At 48.6% G+C, this 18,724-nt stretch carries 20 protein-coding genes; 10 read left to right on the forward strand and 10 right to left on the reverse strand.

Annotated elements, in window-relative coordinates:
• Nucleotides 1-64: 64 nt before the first annotated feature.
• A complete protein-coding gene (locus Q8L79_RS11660; RefSeq protein WP_305271380.1) occupies nt 65-1,363 on the reverse strand; it encodes a chloride channel protein in 1,299 nt (432 codons plus the stop codon).
• A 335-nt stretch (nt 1,364-1,698) separates the two neighbouring features.
• Between Q8L79_RS11660 and Q8L79_RS11665 the strand changes: the two genes are divergently transcribed.
• The 6 genes from Q8L79_RS11665 to Q8L79_RS11690 all read left to right on the forward strand — a co-directional run bounded on the left by Q8L79_RS11665 (nt 1,699) and on the right by Q8L79_RS11690 (nt 6,115).
• Nucleotides 1,699-2,508 carry an NAD(+)--dinitrogen-reductase ADP-D-ribosyltransferase gene (locus Q8L79_RS11665; protein ID WP_305271383.1) on the forward strand — a complete coding sequence of 270 codons (810 nt, stop codon included), beginning with the start codon at nt 1,699-1,701 and terminating at the stop codon, nt 2,506-2,508.
• Nucleotides 2,509-2,518: 10 nt separating this feature from the next.
• Nucleotides 2,519-3,403 (forward strand): ADP-ribosyl-[dinitrogen reductase] hydrolase, encoded by an 885-nt coding sequence (gene draG, locus Q8L79_RS11670; RefSeq protein ID WP_305271386.1) that lies wholly within the window; start codon nt 2,519-2,521, stop codon nt 3,401-3,403.
• Between the two features lie 147 nt (nt 3,404-3,550).
• Nucleotides 3,551-4,273 (forward strand): TSUP family transporter, encoded by a 723-nt coding sequence (locus Q8L79_RS11675; protein WP_305271389.1) that lies wholly within the window; start codon nt 3,551-3,553, stop codon nt 4,271-4,273.
• 14 nt (nt 4,274-4,287) lie between these two features.
• Nucleotides 4,288-4,878 carry a DUF502 domain-containing protein gene (locus Q8L79_RS11680; protein ID WP_305271393.1) on the forward strand — a complete coding sequence of 197 codons (591 nt, stop codon included), beginning with the start codon at nt 4,288-4,290 and terminating at the stop codon, nt 4,876-4,878.
• A gap of 26 nt (nt 4,879-4,904) precedes the next feature.
• Nucleotides 4,905-5,108: a hypothetical protein gene (locus Q8L79_RS11685; RefSeq protein WP_305271396.1), complete on the forward strand. Its 204-nt coding sequence runs from the start codon at nt 4,905-4,907 to the stop codon at nt 5,106-5,108.
• Between the two features lie 137 nt (nt 5,109-5,245).
• Nucleotides 5,246-6,115, forward strand: a complete 870-nt coding sequence (locus Q8L79_RS11690; RefSeq protein ID WP_305271399.1) for a hypothetical protein — start codon at nt 5,246-5,248, stop codon at nt 6,113-6,115.
• Nucleotides 6,116-6,230: 115 nt separating this feature from the next.
• Here Q8L79_RS11690 and Q8L79_RS11695 read toward each other — a convergent pair whose 3' ends face one another.
• From Q8L79_RS11695 to Q8L79_RS11705, 3 genes are all read right to left on the reverse strand, one after another.
• On the reverse strand, nt 6,231-7,358 hold the full coding sequence (locus Q8L79_RS11695; RefSeq protein ID WP_305271402.1) for a sodium ion-translocating decarboxylase subunit beta: 1,128 nt from the start codon (nt 7,356-7,358) through the stop codon (nt 6,231-6,233).
• Between the two features lie 95 nt (nt 7,359-7,453).
• Nucleotides 7,454-9,262, reverse strand: coding sequence for a sodium-extruding oxaloacetate decarboxylase subunit alpha (oadA, locus tag Q8L79_RS11700; RefSeq protein ID WP_305271404.1), 1,809 nt, complete (start codon nt 9,260-9,262; stop codon nt 7,454-7,456).
• A gap of 158 nt (nt 9,263-9,420) precedes the next feature.
• On the reverse strand, nt 9,421-9,663 hold the full coding sequence (locus Q8L79_RS11705; RefSeq protein ID WP_305271406.1) for an OadG family protein: 243 nt from the start codon (nt 9,661-9,663) through the stop codon (nt 9,421-9,423).
• Nucleotides 9,664-9,828: 165 nt separating this feature from the next.
• On the opposite strand from Q8L79_RS11705, the gene msrB reads away from it, so the two are divergent.
• The 4 genes from msrB (at nt 9,829) to Q8L79_RS11725 (ending at nt 12,673) form a co-directional block, all read left to right on the forward strand.
• Nucleotides 9,829-10,227, forward strand: coding sequence for a peptide-methionine (R)-S-oxide reductase MsrB (msrB, locus tag Q8L79_RS11710; RefSeq protein WP_305271409.1), 399 nt, complete (start codon nt 9,829-9,831; stop codon nt 10,225-10,227).
• Nucleotides 10,224-11,531 (forward strand): M18 family aminopeptidase, encoded by a 1,308-nt coding sequence (locus Q8L79_RS11715; protein ID WP_305271412.1) that lies wholly within the window; start codon nt 10,224-10,226, stop codon nt 11,529-11,531. Before msrB ends, Q8L79_RS11715 begins: the two co-directional genes overlap by 4 nt.
• Before the next feature lie 148 nt (nt 11,532-11,679).
• On the forward strand, nt 11,680-12,264 hold the full coding sequence (locus tag Q8L79_RS11720; RefSeq protein ID WP_305271415.1) for an alpha-ketoglutarate-dependent dioxygenase AlkB: 585 nt from the start codon (nt 11,680-11,682) through the stop codon (nt 12,262-12,264).
• 211 nt (nt 12,265-12,475) lie between these two features.
• A complete protein-coding gene (locus tag Q8L79_RS11725; protein ID WP_305271417.1) occupies nt 12,476-12,673 on the forward strand; it encodes a 2-oxoisovalerate dehydrogenase in 198 nt (65 codons plus the stop codon).
• Between the two features lie 115 nt (nt 12,674-12,788).
• On the opposite strand, the gene Q8L79_RS11730 is transcribed toward Q8L79_RS11725, so the two are convergent.
• From Q8L79_RS11730 to Q8L79_RS11755, 6 genes are all read right to left on the reverse strand, one after another.
• Nucleotides 12,789-13,646 carry a hypothetical protein gene (locus tag Q8L79_RS11730; RefSeq protein WP_305271420.1) on the reverse strand — a complete coding sequence of 286 codons (858 nt, stop codon included), beginning with the start codon at nt 13,644-13,646 and terminating at the stop codon, nt 12,789-12,791.
• A gap of 128 nt (nt 13,647-13,774) precedes the next feature.
• Nucleotides 13,775-15,052: a phosphoribosylamine--glycine ligase gene (gene purD, locus Q8L79_RS11735; RefSeq protein WP_305271423.1), complete on the reverse strand. Its 1,278-nt coding sequence runs from the start codon at nt 15,050-15,052 to the stop codon at nt 13,775-13,777.
• Nucleotides 15,053-15,241: 189 nt separating this feature from the next.
• Nucleotides 15,242-16,798, reverse strand: a complete 1,557-nt coding sequence (gene purH, locus Q8L79_RS11740; protein ID WP_305271425.1) for a bifunctional phosphoribosylaminoimidazolecarboxamide formyltransferase/IMP cyclohydrolase — start codon at nt 16,796-16,798, stop codon at nt 15,242-15,244.
• 44 nt (nt 16,799-16,842) lie between these two features.
• Entirely contained in the window at nt 16,843-17,127 is a 285-nt protein-coding gene (locus tag Q8L79_RS11745; RefSeq protein WP_305271428.1) for a helix-turn-helix domain-containing protein, read from the reverse strand.
• Nucleotide 17,128: 1 nt separating this feature from the next.
• Entirely contained in the window at nt 17,129-18,112 is a 984-nt protein-coding gene (gene dusB, locus Q8L79_RS11750; protein ID WP_305271430.1) for a tRNA dihydrouridine synthase DusB, read from the reverse strand.
• A gap of 84 nt (nt 18,113-18,196) precedes the next feature.
• Nucleotides 18,197-18,724, reverse strand: coding sequence for a hypothetical protein (locus tag Q8L79_RS11755; RefSeq protein WP_305271432.1), 528 nt, complete (start codon nt 18,722-18,724; stop codon nt 18,197-18,199).

Consider the following 18,724-nt stretch of genomic DNA (forward strand, 5'->3'; position numbering starts at 1 on the left):
TACCGCGCCAGATAGCTTGTAAATCTGGTTCGGCGCAATGATATCGGGATTAACAAACCAGGAATCAAGCTATAGTCTCAATCGGTTTCGTTTTGCTTAAAGAAGGTTTATAGGTATCGCACAACGCGAGGTACAAAGGTACTGGATTGATGAGTTTTGATGTTCCGCTAGCCAAAAAAGCGGTAGCCATTAACGGAATTAGAATTTCATGGCTGTTAGTCATTTCCATAACAATCACAAATGAAGTGAGTGGCGATTGCAGCATGCCGGAAAAATAAGCGGTCATGGTCAGTAAAATCATCACCGAAGCAGGCGCTATTGGAAGCCAGCTTGCCAGATTAACGCCAAATCCGGCCCCGGTTGCAAGGGACGGAACAAAAATACCGCTGGGTATGCCACTAAAGAACGTTGCGCAAGTGGCGAGCATTTTAAGGAATGGATAAGAAAAATCCATGGGTTGAACATTGTTTAATATGGCCTTGGTTTGTTGGTAACCGGTACCCACGGTAGCGCCATGGGAAAAATAATTTACTGTAGCAACGACTCCGCCGCAAACTATGGCGATCACAACAATCGAGATACCCGTTTGCTTGAGAAGCCGGCTGCCGAGAATGGTGCTCTTACTGAATAAACCGCCCAGAAATCCACCGACAATTCCGCATAACGGCACCGCAAGCCAGCTTTGTCCCAATGGCATGACGAGCGACGCATCTTCAAAATAAATGTAACTATTTAATATCGCATAGGCGGTAATGCCGGAAAAAATAATAGCGGTTAATACCAGGCTGCTGATTCGTTCTTCCAGCGTTCTGCCCATTTCTTCAATCGCAAAAATAATACCCGCCAACGGTGTGCTGAACATAGCAGCAAACCCGGCGGCACTGCCAGCCAGAATTAACCCTTTCTCCAAATAATGAGGCGGGAATTTAACGGTCTTGCCGAGCGACAACATAATAGAGGCGCCGACGTGTACAGCGGGGCCGCCAAAACCAATCGATGCTCCGGAAAGCAGGCCCATAATAGGCAGGAACATTTTTCCGAAAGCAATTCTTAAGGAAATTAATTTGGATCGTTCATTTAGATTACTGGAAATTCCTAACGCTGTTTTGACCTGGGGAATGCCGCTGCGCTCGCTGCCGGGAAAGAAGCGAAAAGTGACCCATGCCGTAAATCCCATTCCGACAGGTGGAATGATAAAATGAAACCAGGGGTATTGTAATGAAAGGAGGCGGTAGGTTTGTGCTGCCCATTCGCTGAGCAAGGTCATCATAACGATAACCAGTCCGACAATGATTGCGCCTATCCAAAATACAAGGCGCTGCTTCCAGGCAATATAGGAAAGAAAAGAAAAGGGCTGTTCCAAAATAAGAATTCCATCTATCGTAAGATTAACGTCGGTAAATGTAACTCTTCCGTAAGTATTACCAACGCAGAATAAATTTTCCGTGCAACTTTACGGCTAACATGAGGAAAATAAGGCTGAAACTATACCCGTGTTTATCAGTATAGGTGCTCTATCCCTTGTATTCAAGTCGTCTACATCGGGTTGGCAGACTCGACCTATTTCTTTCCATTCCCTCTATACGGGGTGCTCTGATGGCTTGATGCATGTTGTATCGGCGTGCCCTCTCTGGCTAAACGGACAATTTCATGTAAAGATTGTTTCATTCATTGCCTGAAGACTTCCTTGATCAACCAATGCCGGATATTTCTCAACACGGACACAGCACCAACTTAATCGGTTTGGCGACTGCTTGTATGGCCAGCCATGCCTTTAACGAAAATCCCAAGCCGATGCATATTGCAGGCACCCGCGAGTCGGCTTCAGGTTTGTTCGAGCAATTGGGCAGGCAATCGACACGCGATGACTGCGGCCGGATATTTCAAGACTATATGTGTGTCGTTTTCGGCTTTGAAACGGAGCAAAGACTGCGCGATGATCACTCAGGAATGCGCCGTTACCGCAACAGTTATCTCAGGTTAATTCAGGATTGGGGGCTGGATTCAAACAATGCCCAAGGCGCGGTTTTTAAAGGCTGGGTCGAAAGCCGCTTCGGACTGTTTCCCACGTATCATAAGCAGCACATAGCCAGTTTCATCAGCAAGGACTGGGTCATGTATATCGAAGAAAAGATGAACAGCCGTTATCACAACAACTGCATTTACATGCAACTGGATCTGCTTTACGAATATTGTCAGTGGATTATCGAACGTTTTCAGTTTCCGGCGGCAACCCATAAAACCCTCTATCGTGGCGTTAACTCACTGGATGATCATTGGCTTGTTCAGGATGAAGATAAGCTGCATAAAATCGTTCGCTTCAATAGTATTGTTTCTTTTACCGACCGCTGCAGTATTGCCAGTGAGTTCGGCGCGTATATTCTGGAAGTTGAAGTGCCAATGGTTAAGCTGGTTTTTTTTAATGAGCTGCTACCGCGCCATGCTTTGCACGGCGAAGCCGAGTATCTGGTGATTGGCGGCGACTATCGAGTCAAAGTACAGCGTTAAGGGAGGGAATATGTCTACAGATCAAGTGTTGAACAGGGCGCTGGGCGCCTATTTAGGTTTTGCCTGCGGCGATGCGCTCGGCGCTACGGTAGAGTTTATGTCGCCGAAACAAATCCAAAAACGCTACGGCGTGCATCGGGATATGATCGGTGGCGGCTGGCTGGGTCTGGAAGCAGGCCAAATCACTGACGACACGCAAATGTCGCTCGCCGTAGGGCAGGCCATTATCGATCATCAGGGTTGGAATATTCAGGCTGTCGCCGATAATTTTGTCGCATGGCTGGAAAGCGATCCGCCGGATATAGGTAATACCTGTCGGCGCGGCATCATGCGCTACCGGGATAGCGGCGAACTGTTCGGTTTGCCTCGCGCTGACGATGCAGGCAACGGGGCTTGTATGCGTAACCTGCCGGTGGTGCTGGCGACCTTAAATCGGCCGGACTGTTTTAACGAGTGGAGCTTGCAACAATGCCACATTACCCATAACAATCCGTTGTCCAATGCCGCCACCTTAACACTGGGGCGAATCGTCAATCATTTGATTAACGGGCTGGATACGGATGCCTGCCAACAGGAAGTCGAGCAGTTGATCAGTCAACACGGCGAATTTGCCTACAGCCCCTATCTGGGCAAAGCCTCGGCTTATATTGTCGATACCGTACAGACGGTTTTACATTATTTTTTTAGCGCCGACAGTTTTGAGTCCTGCCTGATTGCAACCGTTAATCAGGGTGCCGATGCCGACACTACCGGTGCGTTGGTCGGTATGCTGGCAGGTGCTAAATATGGCGTTGAGCAGATTCCGGAGCGTTGGCTAAAGCAGTTGGATCAACAGATTGTCGCTCAAATACGTCAGCAAACAGCGGAACTTATCCGGCTTGCGGGGTTGCTGTAAATCCATTCTGTTCGATCGGCATTGCGTTGTTTGACAGTAGAAAAATTGATGCTTTGCTCTAACGGAATTCGGGAATCATAAATTCGCTTACTTTCGGCCTCGGGTATAATGCCATGCTGAAATAACATCAATCTAAAGAGGAACACAATGCCGGTCGATATTTTACTTACGGTTCTTGCAACATCCGTCGTTCAGTCTATTTTTGGAGTAGGCGTATTATTATTTGGCACCCCGCTGCTGCTTTTACTCGGATATGGCTTTGTCGATGCGCTGGGAGTGTTGCTACCGGTTTCTATTGCCATAAGCGCTTTACAATTTATAAGGCACTATGAAGATGTTGACGTCGCATTTTATAAAAACGTACTGATTTACAGTACGCCTTTGGTAGTGCTGCTTTTATTACTGGTTACTACGATTAAAATTAATATCAGCCTGGTGATTGGCGGCGTATTGATTTTTGTCGCGTTAAAGAATTTTTCAATAACCATTGAAAAAACACTGCGCTTCATAGTCAAGTATGAAAGGATTTATCTGATGGCGGTAGGTCTGGTTCATGGTATGAGCAACCTGGGTGGCTCAATGTTAACAGTGATAATTTACAGCAAGCACTATCCCAAAAACAGAATGCGAGTAACGGCTGCGGCCAGCTATGCGACGTTTGCCTTGTGTCAATTGGCAACGTTATTGTTAATAGACAGTGAGTTTACAGTGTCATTTGCCGACAAGATAAGCTTTATTCAGATTGCTGTGGTGATGTTTTTATTGACTGAAGAAATACTTTATAACGGAATCGATAATGAAAAATACAGCAAGATATTTGCAATGTTTTTATTTGCATCAGGTATTCTGTTAATAGTGAAATCCTTATAAAACTGGAGAGAAAAATGAAAGAATTGGTTAAAAAACTATTGAATTATTTCTTGATCGGCATTTTTGCAGTTATTCCCATTGTCATTATTTTACAAATCATGATTTTTGTAAAAGATCGGGTTTCCGATTTGTTTCAACTGGTTTACGGCTATGCAGATAATTATCTTTATACGATTCTGGTTTTTGCGGTCAGTTTTTTTATTCTGGTATACATTGGTCGTAAATTAGTCCAGGAAGGCCGTTCCTGGGTTATTGGCGCGTTTGACCATGTTATTGAGCGGATTCCATTAATGAATACGCTTTATCGGGTGCTGAAAAAAGTTGTCAATATGTTTTCATCCCACGACCGGACTATCGCAAAGGAAGTGGTTTATGTCGAATACCCGAAAGAGGGTGTGTGGATGACTGCTTATGTTACGAACCGGCACGACGATAAATACGTACTGTTTATTCCTACATCGCCTAACCCGACTTCCGGTTTTACGGTGATTGTCGAGAAATCGAAGGTCATTAAATCCGCCATGAATATCGAAGAGGCCAGTAGTTTTATCATCAGTGTGGGCGTTGATTACGGCAAGGTTTCGGAAATGAGTCAACTACCCTAAATTTGAACTGTAGTATGGGAATATAGATGAAATTATTAATTGGAGTGGCGGCGATCCTGATGCTGGTTTCAATTTCAGGCTGCGATAAAGACGATAAACAGGTTAAAACTGCTGATGCAGGGCCGTTAAAAACGCAACTGGAAACGTTGGAGCAGGCCAAGCAGGTTGAGCAACAGATTCAGGATGCTGCGGAGCAACAGAGTCAAAAAATAGAGACGGGAACGCAATAATTTGGAAGGGTAGTGATGTGTTTTCTGTCATCCAGAGGCTACAGATTGTTATGCGGTGTCGGCGTCAGTAAGGAAAAACCTGTGTAGAAAGTTGCTGAAAGCATTTTTGTTGACTTTGAGTTGCTTGTTTGTTATGAATGATCCTGCCTTTACCGGCAAAAAATAATAATAAACAATTACATAAGAGGGGGATGGGTATGGGATCTGATAACGGCACCAAAACAGGCAGGTTGGCGAAATTAACTCAGCTGGAAGCGGAGGTAGCCAAGCTTTCCGAGCAGCTGAAAGCAAATAAGAAAACTATCGTTTTGTTGAAAAAATCTTTGACTGAGCGCGATTTAAAGATTCATGAATTAGAATCAAAATTGATATATGCTCAACAATCGTTGTTGAAAAAAGCGATCTTCACAATTCACCAATGCAGGGATCAAATCAAAAACGGAATTGACGGAAAAATAATCAACCCTGCGTTAGCGCAAATTCAGCAGCAGATTGAGGTTATTCAGGGCATTGTCTATGAAGCCAGAGATCTCATCAGCAAGAAAAAAATGCTGATTCACGAAAATATCCATACGACTTCAAATATGGTCCAGCAATGTCCTGATCAAGCGATAAGGTATTTTGAAAAATGGGTTGTTGAACCGGCCAGGTTGGTGGTCAAGGAAGTTGTTGGATTGGTCGACAACAATGTAAAAAACGGTCAGTATCTGATCGAGCAAAAAATCATATATCCAGGCAAACTGTGGTATGACAAAGTTGTTGTCGTTGTGCAGGCGCTACCGATGGAGAGTCGGGTTATTTTTCAAGTGTGGCTGGCAGGACCCGCTATGCAGAAAATAGAAGCGTTACCTGTTGTTGGAAAAGAGCTTGGCGCCAATGCAGAGGCATTACTGAAGCGCTTGATTGAGCAGTTAAAATCAGGAGCTGAACAGGGTTTTGAAAAAGCTGCCGATGTAGTAAAAAAATCATCTTTTTGGGATGGCAAGCGCAAGATGGAAGCCGCTTAGATAAAGGATAGTCGCCTTCAGGCGTCTAAAAATGACGAGGCGACCGAGAGGGTTGGTCGCCTGTCTTCATCAAGAACAGTTTAAAGCAACAGTATTACTTCTCGTCCTTGCATGGTTATTTAACCAAACTCAATAAAACGCCCGCAGCCACCGCAGAACCAATCACTCCGGCGACATTAGGCCCCATGGCATGCATTAGCAGGAAGTTATGTGGATTGCTCTCCAATCCGACTTTGTTGACCACCCGTGCGGCCATCGGCACTGCGGAAACACCGGCTGCGCCAATCAGTGGATTAATCGGGGTGCTGCTGAATTTATTCATGATTTTTGCCATGATCACGCCGGCCGCCGTGCCGATGCTGAAAGCAATCGCTCCCAAGGCCAGGATACCCAGTGTCTTGACTTGTAAAAAAGCTTCGGCGCTGAGCTTTGAACCTACCGCTAGTCCCAGGAAAATAGTGACGATGTTGATGAGTTCGTTTTGTGCGGTTTGACTCAAGCGTTCAACCACACCGCATGCATTCATCAGGTTACCCAGTGCAAACATGCCGATTAAAGGCGCGGCCGACGGTAACAGCAAGGTGCAAATAACGAGCAGCATTAACGGAAAGACGATTTTTTCGGTCTTGCCCACTACGCGCAGCTGTTGCATTTCGATTTTGCGTTCATCTTCGGTGGTCAAGGCGCGCATGATCGGCGGTTGTATTAGCGGTACCAGAGCCATGTAGGAATAAGCCGCGACAGCAATGGCTCCCAACAAGTCAGGCGACAATTTTGAGGCCACATAAATAGCAGTCGGACCGTCGGCGCCGCCGATAATGCCGATTGCGGCGGCATCTTTTAAAGTAAACTCCAGGCCCGGTACGGCATTGAGCGCCAGCGCTCCCAATAGTGAGGCAAAGATACCGAACTGCGCCGCAGCGCCCAGCAGCAAAGTTTTAGGGTTAGCCAGCATGGGACCGAAATCGGTCATCGCGCCCACGCCCATAAATATGAGCAACGGAAACAGGCCGGTTTTAATACCGAAATACAAATAATACAAAATACCGCCTTCATCGGCGATACCTGCAACCGGAATATTGCTGAGTATGGCGCCAAAGCCTATCGGCAACAACAGCAAGGGCTCAAAGCCTTTTTTAATGGCCAGAAACAGCAGCAAAAAGCCGACCAGCATCATAAAGGCCTGTCCACCGGTGAAGTTGTATATGCCGGTGCTATGCCAGAGTGAAATGAGATTTTCCATGAGATGTCTCTTTATTAAATCATGTAGAGCGACCGGATGATCGCTCTTTATGCCCGCGGGTACTACGGTTTTTCGTGTTTTCTGTGGTTATCCTTTTATAAAGAAATCAGCACATCGCCCCCGGCAACGGCACTGCCTTCTTTTATATTAACAGTGCTGACGATTCCAGTTGTTTTGGAGCGTACTTCGGTTTCCATTTTCATCGCTTCCATAATGACTACGATATCGCCTTCGGCAACGATACTGCCCACAGTGACCAGGACTTTCAGAATATTACCGGCCATTGGAGATTCAACCACGGCGCCGCTGCTGGCTATCAGTGCGGCATGGGTTGCACTGCTGATCGCAGGTTGAATAGTCAGGGCTGCGTTGTTAGCTCCGACGATGACGCTGAAATTTCTGCCATCAACGTTGACGGTGTAGGTTTCCATTTGTGGCTGGGTGGTTGCGTTGTCGGCAGTGGATGATTTTGCCTGAGGTGCGTTGTTGGCGGCAAAGGCTTGCGCATCCGGGGTCGCTTCAAAGGCGGCCGGATTACCCCGGTTAGCCAGAAACTTCCAGCCGACTTGCGCGAACAAACCGTTGATCAAAGCATCTTCTTCGACGTTGGCGGCCAGGGTTACGCCTTCGGCTTGGGCTTTCTCGCGCACTTCGGCAATCAGCTTGTCCATTTCCGGCGCGATCAGATCGGCCGGACGACAGGTAATCGCTTGTGTGCCGTTCAGTACTTTGTCTTGCAGGGCTTTGTTGACCGGCGCAGGCGTTGCGCCGTATTCGCCTTTTAAAACACCGGCGGTTTCCTTGGTGATGTTTTTGTAGCGTTCGCCGTTCATTACGTTAATCACGGCCTGGGTGCCGACGATTTGCGAAGTCGGCGTGACCAGCGGAATAAAACCCAAGTCTTCGCGCACACGGGGAATTTCCAGCATGACTTCGTCGAACTTGTCGGCGGCGCCTTGTTCTTTGAGCTGGCTTTCCATGTTGGTCAGCATGCCGCCCGGTACTTGGGAGATCAGGATGCGGCTGTCGACGCCTTTCAGGCTGCCTTCGTATTGCGCATATTTTTTGCGGATGTCCCGGAAATAAGTGGCGATATGTTCCAGTTCTACCAAATCCAGGCCGGTATCGCGGCCGGTGCCTTCCAGGCTGGCAACGATGGTCTCGGTGGGACTGTGTCCGTAAGTCATGCTCATCGATGAAATGGCGGTATCGACATTGTCGACGCCCGCCTCGGCAGCCTTGATCAGCGTGCCGACACTCAAGCCGGTGGTCGCATGGCAATGCAGATGGATCGGTATATCGGTGCTGGCTTTCAGGCGGCTGACCAGTTCAAAGGCATCGTAGGGCTTGAGCAAGCCTGCCATGTCTTTGATACAAATCGAATGCGCGCCCATGTCTTCAATCTGTTTGCCCAGATCCACCCATAAATCCATGGTATGCACAGGGCTGGTGGTGTAGGAGATGGTACCTTGGGCATGAGCGTCGGTGCGGAGCACGGCCTTGACGGCATGGTCAATGTTGCGCATGTCGTTCATTGCATCAAAAATCCGGAACACGTCGATACCGTTGACTACGCAACGCTCGACAAATTTATCCACGACATCGTCGGCATAATGCCGGTAGCCCAGGATATTCTGTCCGCGAAACAGCATTTGCTGAGGCGTATTGGGCATGGCGGCTTTCAGCAGGCGTAGTCTTTCCCAAGGGTCTTCGCCCAGGTAACGGATACAGGCATCAAAGGTCGCGCCGCCCCAGGACTCAATCGACCAATAACCGATTTGGTCGAGTTTTTCGCAAATCGGCAGCATGTCTTCAATGCGCAACCGGGTTGCCAAAATGGATTGATGAGCATCACGCAGAACGACTTCGGTGATACCTAAGGGCTGCTTTATATCGGTGGACATGCTTGTTGTTTCTCCTGAAACCTTTGTAAATTTTAATCATTGACCCTAGGGTCATTAATTTTGGTGTCGTTAGTTATGCTTCTCGGCAACCGCTCCCTGCGTTGCTCTACCTCCCGCATAAACCACATGGATGTGGTGAATGCAGAGAAATGACTGGATCATTTCCTGCCCTTGCGGTCGTTGCGATATTGGTGCACGGCAGCAGTGATCGCCGCAACAACACTTTTATCAATATCATTGGTGATGCCGGGGACTGTCCTTGAGGCCGGTATGTCCGGGAAATAGCGTTGCACAAATGCCGACATGAGGTTGATAGCGACTACCAACATGGTCAAAAACAGGAATACTATGCCCATCCCGGTAAACATTAATTCGATCCCGCTAGTCATTTGTTCTGTCATAGTTGATCACTTATTAAATTTCTTAACTATTGCATTGTATCATAGGCAAAATTCATAACTAATCGTTGTTTCTTCCATATCGATTGCGATCGCCGGTCTTTTGGCGATGCGGTCTTGAACGCGTACAATACATACCATTATAAATGGTTATTATGAGGTAAAAATATGACAGATAAAGAACGTAACAAAGACGAACAATGGCAACAGAAATTAACGCCTGAGCAATTTAACATTTGCCGACTGAAAGCCACGGAGCCGCCTTTTACCGGCAAATATGCCGATTGCAAAAAAGACGGTATTTATCATTGCATTTGCTGCGGCAATCCGTTGTTCGACTCGACGACCAAATATGATTCAGGCTCCGGCTGGCCGAGTTTTTGGGATGTATTGTCTGAGAACAGTGTTGCTGAACATGTTGACGCCAGTCACGGTATGCGCAGGGTTGAAGTGACTTGTAAATCCTGCGATGCGCATTTAGGCCATGTGTTTGAGGACGGTCCGCAACCAACAGGGCTGCGCTATTGCATTAATTCAGCGGCATTAGATTTGAAAGAAAGATCATGAATAGTAGGGCTCAGGTTCAAAGTTTACTGGATTTTATCGATGCCAGTCCCAGCCCCTGGCATGTCGTTAAAACCATTGAAACTCAGCTTGCGACACAAACACCGGCGTGGCAACGTCTTGACGAAACCGCCAAATGGACATTGCAGCCGGGCGGCCGGTATTACGTGGTACGCGATGATTCGTCTATCGTTTTGTTTATACAAGGACAAAAACCGCTGGCTGAAACCGGCTTTAAAATTATCGGCGCACATACCGACTCCCCCGGCTTAAGAATAAAGCCGAATGCAGCAAGTAGCGCGGACGGCTTGTTGAGACTGGGTGTCGAGATATACGGCGGCCCCATACTGGCGACCTTTACCGACAGGGATTTGAGCCTTGCAGGAAGAATCGCTTATAAAAACGATCAGGATCAGATAACGGGCGTGCTGGTCAAATTCGATCAAGCGCTGCTGCGTTTGCCTAATCTGGCAATCCACATGAACAGGGCGGTTAACGAAGAAGGCCTGAAACTGCAAAAGCAGACCGAATTGCCGTTGATCTTGTCGGTATCGACCGAAGAACAATTGCCGCGAGCTTATTTTTCAGCGTTGCTGCAACAACAATCAGGCATAGCTGCTGAGCGTATTTTATCCTGGGATTTAGCCGTGTATGACACGCAGAAAGGCGCTTTCTGGGGGGCGGAAAGCGAATTTTATGCGAACAGCCAGCTGGATAATCTGGCCTCCTGCCATGCCGCATTGCAGGCGTTGCTTGATAATGCAGATTTACAGCCGGACAGTACCCGAGTATGTGCGTTATTCGACCATGAAGAAATCGGCAGCCAAAGCAACAAAGGCGCTGACGGCAGCTTCCTGCCCGATGTGCTCCAGCGCATCGCTTTGGCGACCGCAACCGATGACGAGGATTATGCCAGGGCGCTGGCGAAAAGCTTCATGATCAGCGCGGATATGGCGCATGCCTACCAACCCAACTTCCCAAATGCTTACGACCCCGATCATAAAGTCAGCGTCAATAAAGGCCCTGTGATTAAGGTCAACGCCAACCACAACTACAGCTCGGAAAGCGTCTCGGCGGCTATGTTTGCCAACTGGTGCGAACAGGCTGATGTGCCGTATCAGACATATTCGCACCGTTGCGATCTACCCTGCGGTAGCACCATCGGGCCGATTACATCCGCAAAACTGGGCATCCGCTCAATCGATGTCGGCAATCCAATGTGGGCTATGCACAGCCTCAGGGAAAGCGCCGGGGTGCTGGATCATGAGTACATGATCAGAGTGATGAAACGGTTTTTTGCCGAGTAAAGGCCAAAGACGAAGTTGCGTAGGGCGCGCACCGCACGCCCTACCATAATGGTTAAAATAAGCCCCGCCCCGTCTGCCGGAAGGTGCTTCATGTCATGATTTCGATAAATAATTAAAATGACAATTGTCGATTTTCTACTACACGTAGATGACCGTTAATCTAGCCCCCTTTGACGGCGAGCTTTATTTAATCAAGCAGTTTTACAGCTTGCCGGAGGCCGATCTGCTGTTTGCAAAGTTACACGCCGATTTGGCTTGGCAGGAAGAAGCCATTTTTATCTACGGCAGGTGGGTAAAAGTGCCTCGTCTGATGTGCTGGTACGGGGATAATGATGCCTGGTACCGTTATTCGGGCGTTAATCATCAGCCGATGTCGTGGACACCGATGTTGCAGGCAATCAGGGAGAAGGTGGAGCGGCAATGTCACTGTACTTTTAATAGCGTATTAGCCAATTTGTACCGTGACGGTAACGATTCGATGGGCTGTCATGCCGATGATGAAAAAGAGCTGGGGCCGAACCCGGTGATTGCGTCATTGAGCCTGGGCGACGAGCGCGTATTCAAGCTGCATCATAAAAAATGCAAAGAAAAACTGGATATTGTTTTAGGTCACGGCGATTTGCTGGTGATGGCCGGAACCTTGCAACACCACTGGATGCATTCGGTGCCTAAAACCAAAAAAATGAAAACGCCGAGGATTAATTTGACGTTTCGGCGGATTAAGCAGGATTGATGTCTTCTTTAAACGGCAGGGAAAACCACAAACGGAGCCGCGACTTTAGTCGCGCATGAGCCTTCATGCGTAGGCAGTGATGATAACAGTCATCACCGCGACTGAAGTCGCGGCTCCAAATGCCCTGAAATTTAAAGCAGGTACACATCACGAAGAGCTGAGAATAAAATTGCGATTTTTGTTAGTTTCCGTAGCAGACAAAGGAGCGAATATGAACGAAATTTTCTTTATTGTAGAAGATGCCCCGGAAGGCGGTTATACGGCCAAGGCGCTCGGCGAATCGATTTACACTGATGCGGACAATCTTGAAGAGCTCCACGCCAACGTCCAGGATGCAGTCCGCTGTCATTTCGATGAAGACAAAAAGCCAAAGATGATTCGCCTGCATTTCGTTCACGAAGTCATGTAGGCCGGAATAAGACCACCCAAGCGTAGCGCGAGGTGGCGTTTCCGGCGATTTGCACGATACGCCGGAAACGCCAGTTTTCGCTGTCGCTCGAACCGACTTATTCCGGCCTACAGTGCTATGTTTCGCAAGTATTGAGTAGTTTGTCATATTCTCGGAGAAGATATTCAAATTGCTCCATGGGGATTGCCTCGTGTCGTGATGGAGGTATCTCCTTTGAGGTTGATTCTCCAATAAAAATGACGGGGACAGCGCCTGTCGGAATTTCTAGTGATCTACGCATCGCATCGAAGTAGTGGGCACACTCAGCAAGTCGCACACTCTGGAATTGCACTGCCTCCAGACAGAGCTGGCGCAAACAGTGAAGATATTCCGTGATAAGTGGCAACAATTCGAACTCAGGAGGCTGCTGCTGAATTTCTATTTGAAGTTTTTTCCAATTCCATCCGTCTTTGAGAAGTTCATCACGCAAAATCAAGGGTTCTGCTCTAAAAAGGAGAGGCGCATTTTGGGAGGTGCGTCTTCCAGCAATGTTGAAGCTCGAAAAAGGAAGGCTTCTGTGCTGGGAGAAATGACGAAGCTCATACAAAAAACGGTACGAAAAGGTGGACGCGTGCAGGTCTTTTCGCTTCTCATCCCACGCATTTAGCTCGGGTGAATCTTCGCCGTGTACGCGACGGAGTTGCGTTTCTGTTTGATCGAGAAAGGCGCTTGTAGATGATAGAAAATTGGAGATTTTCTGAATGGCCAAAATTTTTCCATTCATGATGAGCGAAATAGGCTTCGCAGTTATCGTCAGCGAATTGTCCAATTGCGAACAATGCTCTTGAATTGAATCGGTAAGCTCCTGATAATTTCTTTCAATCACATTAAAAGCAAATATGATTGGTTGAAGATTGAAGATGACACTAATAACTTCATGAAATTCGGTGATATTTTCTCCATTTGCAACTCTGCCACGCACGACAATATTCATGGTTCCGTCGGGTTTAGGGATGTAGTATCCGAATCTTCGTATGTCCGCTGCTGCGGATGTGTTCTGGTTCATATCATCGAAACCAGATAGCCTGGATGAAGCTTGAGAAACCCAGGATTCATCATCCCTTACCCTTTTATGGCCTTAAAGCCAATATCGGTGCGGTAATAAACATTATCCCAGTGGATGCTGTTAGCCAGCGCATAGGCTTTGCTTTGGGCTTCCTTAATATCATGACCCAAGGCGCAGGCGCATAAAACCCGTCCGCCAGCCGTGACCAGATAGCTGTCGCTTTGTTGGGTGGCAGCATGGAACACTTTGCGGTCTTCGTGCTCCTCGGCAGGTAAGCCGGAAATGGCCGCGCCGCTTTGATAGGTGTCGGGATAACCGCCCGCTGCCAAAACTACGCCTAATGCGGCGCGTTCGTCCCACTCGCTGCTGGTTTTGTCGAGATTTCCAGCTAGCGCAGCCTCGCAAAGTTCTACCAGGTCGCTTTTCAAGCGCATCATGATCGGTTGCGTTTCAGGATCGCCAAAGCGGCAGTTGTATTCCAGCACTTTAATGGAACCGTCGGCACTAATCATCAATCCGGCGTATAGAAAACCGATATACGGCAGTCCGTCTTCCGCCATGCCTTTTAAGGTTGGTTCGATCACATCGCGCATGACCTTATCGTGTATTTCAGGGGTGACGACGGGAGCAGGGGAGTAAGCGCCCATGCCGCCGGTGTTGGGGCCTTGGTCGCCATTGTCGCGGGCTTTGTGATCCTGGGAGGTCGCCATCGGCAAGGCGTGTTTGCCGTCGGCTATGACGATAAAGCTGGCTTCCTCGCCGGTCAGGAATTCTTCGATGACCACACGGTTGCCTGCTTCGCCGAACACATTGCCGGATAACATGTCTTCGACGGCGGCTATCGCTTCCTGTTCGGTTTGGGCGACGATGACGCCTTTGCCTGCTGCTAAACCGTCGGCCTTGACCACAATGGGCGCGCCTTGTTGCTTGATATAAGCGATGGCTTGCTGCTGGTCGGTAAAGGACTTGAAAGCGGCGGTCGGAATATTGTGGCGGATCATGAAGTCTTTGCAAAAGGTCTTCGAGCCTTCCAGTTGCGCGGCCTTTGCGGTCGGGCCAAAGCACTTGAGTCCCGCTTCCTGAAAACGGTCGACGATGCCCAAAACCAGAGGCACTTCGGGGCCTATGATAGTCAGGTCGATCGCTTCTTGTTGGGCGAATGCCAGCAGCGCGTTAATATCGTCGACGGCAATGGCGACGTTTTCAACAGACGGTTCCAGCGCGGTACCGGCATTGCCGGGCGCGACAAACACTTTTTCGACTTTGGCTGATTGCTTGGCTTTCCAGGCGAGGGCGTGTTCACGGCCGCCGCTGCCGACGATGAGGATTTTCATAATGATACTCGTTAGTTGCAAGAACGACCGGGCGGTCACCCATAACAATTGATTGAAACAGAAAGTTCGTATATTTAATCAATAAAGCGTAAGCAGATTGATTAATTCACCACGAAGACACGAAGGACACGAAGAAAAAAGGTGAAACTTCGTGCTCTTCGTGTCTTCATGGTGAATGCTTTTAAAATATTAATGCCTGAAATGACGCATGCCGGTAAAGACCATGGCGATATTATGCTCATCGGCTGCGGCAATGACTTCATTATCCCGCATCGAACCGCCGGGCTGGATGACGGCGGTAATGCCCGCTTCGGCGGCGGAATCGATACCGTCCCTGAACGGGAAAAAGGCATCGGAAGCCATGGCTGAACCCGGAACATCCAGACCCGCATCGGCGGCTTTGATACCGGCGATTCTGGCCGAATAGACACGGCTCATTTGTCCCGCGCCTACGCCGATAGTCTGGCCGTTTTTGCAGTAGACAATCGCATTGGATTTGACGAATTTGGCGACTTTCCAGGCAAATAGCAAATCGGCCAGTTCCTGTTCGGTCGGAGCGCGCTTGCTGACTATTTTGAGGTCGGATGCGCTGATTTCGCCGATGTCTTTGTCTTGAACCAGTAAGCCGCCTGCAACGCGTTTGAAATCGAGAGATGTTTGGTTGGAGCTGTTCCAGAGGCCGCATTCCAACACGCGCACATTTTGTTTTGCAGCCAAAACGGTTTGTGCGGCTGCGCTGATAGACGGTGCAATAATGACTTCGACAAATTGACGTTTGACGATTTCAGCGGCAGTTTGTTCGTCCAGTTCACGGTTGAACGCGATAATGCCGCCGAACGCCGAGGTCGGGTCGGTGGCATAAGCCTTGTCGTAAGCAGCAAGCAGGCTGTCAGCCTGGGCTACGCCGCAGGGGTTGGCATGTTTGACGATAACGCAGGTGGGCTGGTCGCCGAATGATTTAACGCATTCCAGCGCGGCATCGGCATCGGCAATATTGTTGTAGGACAGTTCCTTGCCTTGCAATTGCTTGGCGGCGGCAATCGTGCCGCTAGCCGGTGTTTTTTCCCGGTAAAACGCCGCGTTTTGATGCGGGTTTTCGCCGTAACGCATGGTCTGGTTACGGTAAAACTGCAAATTCAGCGTGTCGGGAAACTGGACGCCGCTAATGTTGCCTAGGTAGGCCGAAATCGCGGTGTCATAACGGGCGGTGTGTTCAAAGCTTTTTAGCGCCAGCTTGAAGCGGGTTTGATGCGAAAGGCTGTTGTTGTTTTTCAGTTCGGCAACTATCGATGAGTAATCGGCCGGATCGACGACGACGGCAACATCGGCATGATTCTTGGCCGCAGCGCGGATCATGGTCGGGCCGCCGATGTCGATGTTTTCAATGGCTGTGTCTAAATCGCAGTCAGGGTTAGCGATAGTCTGTTCGAAGGGGTACAGGTTAACCACCACCATATCGATCGGATTAATGCCGTTCGCGGCCATCACTGCATCGTCTATGCCCCGACGCGCTAAAATGCCGCCGTGGACTTTGGGATGCAAGGTTTTGACCCGGCCGTCCATCATTTCGGGGAAACCGGTGTAATCGGAAACTTCAGTCGCAGGAATGTTATGTTCAGCCAGTGTCTTGGCGGTACCTCCGGTGGACAGGATTTCGATGCCTAATTGATGAAGCTCCAGGCAAAAATCCACGATACCGGATTTATCGGATACGCTGACCAGCGCGCGAGTGACTTTTTTGTTCATGCAGATCTCAGAATGAAAGGGGGGGAGCCAGCCTTGTTTGGGTATCAGGACAGGCCGTAGAATTCCAGTTTTTTGCGCAAGGTGCTGCGACTCAAGCCCAATGCTTTGGCCGCTTTGGTTTGGTTATAGCCTGAATGTTCCAGCGTTGCCTGCAATAAAGGCTTTTCAACTTCGGCGATGACCATCGCATGCAAACCTACCGCATCATGACCGTTGAGATGCAAAAAATATTGCTCCACCGTTTGTTTAACATGTACGCATAAAGGTATGGTTACGGTTTTTATGCTGTCTATGCTAATGAGTTCAGCACTTTTTTGGGATGCGTTCATATTATGCAGCACGGTCGGTGGTTAAAAGATTAAATGCCGAATTAATCAGCGTTATTTGTTGGGATGGACATTGTGCCTGATTGATAGTGCTTTGGGTCTCCTGAGCTACGGACCCAAGATGCTTGAAATACCAGGCTATGTGTTTCCTTGCTATTCTAACACCGCTCGCATTGCCGTAGAAGCTATATAGTTTGTCCAAATGATTCATGAGTGTGCTGTGTATGTCGGTAATTGTTGGCTTTTCAAGGTGTTTGCCGTGATTGATAAAGTGACTTATTTGGCTAAATAACCATGGATTTCCTTGGGCGGCCCGACCGATCATAATGGCGTCCGCACCGGTTGAATGAAGCACAAACCGGGCTTGTTCGGGTGAATCAATATCGCCATTGGCGATAACCGGAATGCTGATTGTTTGCTTCACTTTTTTAAGGGTTTCATGTTCGGCCTGACCGTCAAATTTGCAGGCACGGGTTCGTCCGTGAATCGTCAACGCGGCAATGCCCGCATTTTCGGCTATTTTGGCTATTTCAACGGCATTGCGGCTATGCAAGTCCCAGCCGGTACGGATTTTTAACGTAACCGGAATATCGACGGCATTAACGACTGCATCCAGTATTCGCTTTACCAGCGCTTCATCTTTCAATAACGCGGAGCCCGCGGCGACTGAACAGACTTTTTTTGCCGGGCAGCCCATATTAATATCGATAATTTGAGCGCCCCGTTGTGCATTGAGCTTTGCCGCATCTGCCATTTGTTGAGGGTCGGTACCCAGAATCTGTACAGAACGTATGCCGGTTTCACCGCCATGATCGACTTTTAATAGTGTTCTTTTATGCTGGCGTAAAGCCGGATTGGATGCCACCATTTCGGACACGGCCAGGCCTGCGCCGAATTGTTTGCATAATTCCCTGAACGGGCGGTCGCTGATACCGGCCATAGGCGCAAGAATCAGGTTGTTTTTAAGTTGGTAAGGGCCGATGTGCATAAGAGAGGAGAAAGGTGCAAGGTGCAAGGTGCAAGGTGCAAGGGTATGATTCTTTCGCCTTGAACCTTGAACCTTTCACCTAAGTCACTTATCGCCGTCCTCATTCCAGATTGGATTGTCGCGGTCTTCCGGTTCCAGCTTGACAACATCTTCAGCATAGATATGCCAGAAAGACTTATCGATCTTGGCATTGTTATAGCTTTCTTTTTTATCATGAGAGAACGGGCACCACCAGTTCTCAACAATCTTGACCATATAAGCATGCCATTCGAACAGGGCGACACTGTAAGGGCAGTACCAGGTGCAGTTCAGTATCCAGAACAGTTTTGACTGGGACGCGCTGGCTTTGAACGAGCCGTCCATGATGATTTGATTTTTTAAGGTATAGCGATGGCTGGCCCGGTCAGGCAGGAAATCGGAATAGGTTTTGAGGTTTTTGGCGCCCATCATGAGCAAGTGCCAGTAAGTCATATAGGCGCTGGCAAATACAAAGGGAAGGGTAAATATGGGCATGTAGACCAGGACCATACCAATGGCTCTTTGCAATACCGGAACTTTTTGATGGTTTTTGCCGATTTCAACGCGGCCGGAACAAGACTCACAGGCTTTCAT

The organism is Methylobacter sp., from assembly GCF_030680395.1.
Taxonomy (GTDB): domain Bacteria; phylum Pseudomonadota; class Gammaproteobacteria; order Methylococcales; family Methylomonadaceae; genus Methylobacter_A.

Excerpts from the sequence above, each read along its gene's own strand:
- oadA (WP_305271404.1), bottom strand. The coding sequence starts at position 9,262 with ATGTCCACCGATATAAAGCAGCCCTTAGGTATCACCGAAGTCGTTCTG.
- Q8L79_RS11695 (WP_305271402.1), bottom strand. The coding sequence starts at position 7,358 with ATGGAAAATCTCATTTCACTCTGGCATAGCACCGGCATATACAACTTC.
- dusB (WP_305271430.1), bottom strand. The coding sequence starts at position 18,112 with ATGCACATCGGCCCTTACCAACTTAAAAACAACCTGATTCTTGCGCCT.
- Q8L79_RS11690 (WP_305271399.1), top strand. The coding sequence starts at position 5,246 with ATGATCCTGCCTTTACCGGCAAAAAATAATAATAAACAATTACATAAG.
- Q8L79_RS11715 (WP_305271412.1), top strand. The coding sequence starts at position 10,224 with ATGAATAGTAGGGCTCAGGTTCAAAGTTTACTGGATTTTATCGATGCC.
- draG (WP_305271386.1), top strand. The coding sequence starts at position 2,519 with ATGTCTACAGATCAAGTGTTGAACAGGGCGCTGGGCGCCTATTTAGGT.
- Q8L79_RS11675 (WP_305271389.1), top strand. The coding sequence starts at position 3,551 with ATGCCGGTCGATATTTTACTTACGGTTCTTGCAACATCCGTCGTTCAG.
- Q8L79_RS11745 (WP_305271428.1), bottom strand. The coding sequence starts at position 17,127 with ATGAACGCATCCCAAAAAAGTGCTGAACTCATTAGCATAGACAGCATA.
- Q8L79_RS11685 (WP_305271396.1), top strand. The coding sequence starts at position 4,905 with ATGAAATTATTAATTGGAGTGGCGGCGATCCTGATGCTGGTTTCAATT.
- msrB (WP_305271409.1), top strand. The coding sequence starts at position 9,829 with ATGACAGATAAAGAACGTAACAAAGACGAACAATGGCAACAGAAATTA.
- purD (WP_305271423.1), bottom strand. The coding sequence starts at position 15,052 with ATGAAAATCCTCATCGTCGGCAGCGGCGGCCGTGAACACGCCCTCGCC.
- Q8L79_RS11755 (WP_305271432.1), bottom strand. The coding sequence starts at position 18,724 with ATGAAAGCCTGTGAGTCTTGTTCCGGCCGCGTTGAAATCGGCAAAAAC.
- Q8L79_RS11705 (WP_305271406.1), bottom strand. The coding sequence starts at position 9,663 with ATGACAGAACAAATGACTAGCGGGATCGAATTAATGTTTACCGGGATG.
- purH (WP_305271425.1), bottom strand. The coding sequence starts at position 16,798 with ATGAACAAAAAAGTCACTCGCGCGCTGGTCAGCGTATCCGATAAATCC.
- Q8L79_RS11730 (WP_305271420.1), bottom strand. The coding sequence starts at position 13,646 with ATGAATATTGTCGTGCGTGGCAGAGTTGCAAATGGAGAAAATATCACC.
- Q8L79_RS11720 (WP_305271415.1), top strand. The coding sequence starts at position 11,680 with ATGACCGTTAATCTAGCCCCCTTTGACGGCGAGCTTTATTTAATCAAG.
- Q8L79_RS11725 (WP_305271417.1), top strand. The coding sequence starts at position 12,476 with ATGAACGAAATTTTCTTTATTGTAGAAGATGCCCCGGAAGGCGGTTAT.
- Q8L79_RS11680 (WP_305271393.1), top strand. The coding sequence starts at position 4,288 with ATGAAAGAATTGGTTAAAAAACTATTGAATTATTTCTTGATCGGCATT.
- Q8L79_RS11665 (WP_305271383.1), top strand. The coding sequence starts at position 1,699 with ATGCCGGATATTTCTCAACACGGACACAGCACCAACTTAATCGGTTTG.